This is a genomic window from Endoryza foliicola, from assembly GCF_050589245.1.
Classification (GTDB): domain Bacteria; phylum Bacteroidota; class Bacteroidia; order Chitinophagales; family Chitinophagaceae; genus Endoryza; species Endoryza foliicola.
This window is the reverse complement of sequence record NZ_JBOBEW010000034.1, coordinates 1-842: the sequence shown is the minus strand read 5'-3', so window position 1 is coordinate 842 and position 842 is coordinate 1. Positions and strand designations below refer to the sequence as shown.

At 43.6% G+C, this 842-nt stretch carries 1 protein-coding gene; it reads right to left on the bottom strand.

Annotation, left to right across the window (positions count from 1 at the left end; all coding sequences use genetic code 11):
- On the bottom strand, positions 1-372 hold a 372-nt coding region (locus ACQ2HE_RS19895; protein WP_472846352.1), incomplete at its 3' end, for a site-specific integrase.
- Between the last annotated feature and the right edge of the window lie 470 nt (positions 373-842).

Below are 842 nucleotides of genomic sequence, written 5' to 3'. Positions count from 1 at the left end.
CTTCTTCACAATGTCTATGGCATAATCGGGTAACCGAACCAAGCTTGCGGTTTTGGTCTTCTTGCTAACAGTTGACAGGTACCAAGCTCCCTCCATTTTTTTAATATCTTTCGAGGTCACCCGCACTAAATCTGAAAACCGCAATCCTACAGCACATCCGAAAATGAAAATGTCCAAAGCCTTCAACTGAACCGCATTGAGCTGTGCTCGTAGATCGGTATCATAGATCAAGTACCTCACGCGTTCCGGACTCAAGGCAATTACCGGAATGTCTTCTTTGAAAACATAGAGTTGGCTGATAAAATCGCCTATGGGAAGGTGTTTCTCTTTTTTGAGGTACTTGAAAAAGGTTTTGAGGGTCTTAATAACCATACCCAAGTAGTTGTCAAACCCACCCCTCTTGTACACAAATTCACTGAAGCGCTTGAAGAACCGTTTCCAATAGGCCGATTCTGTTTGTTCTAAGCGCTTATTAAAGCCCTTCCAGACCCGAACAGTTAGTTTTGAGCTAGCAGCCTCTTNAACCCACCCCTCTTGTACACAAATTCACTGAAGCGCTTGAAGAACCGTTTCCAATAGGCCGATTCTGTTTGTTCTAAGCGCTTATTAAAGCCCTTCCAGACCCGAACAGTTAGTTTTGAGCTAGCAGCCTCTTCATAGGCCTGTAATAGCCTTAAAACAGTCTCGTAGTTCTTTACGGTTCCAATACTCAAGGGGGCACCATTGGCTTTGCGGCGTTTACCTTTTCGATTATCCGAGATGAACTCTTCAAAAAGGGGAAGTACTTCGTAGGAAGATCGCATGTTGAAAAATGTATATGTAAGGTTTAAGGGTTCCTGTGA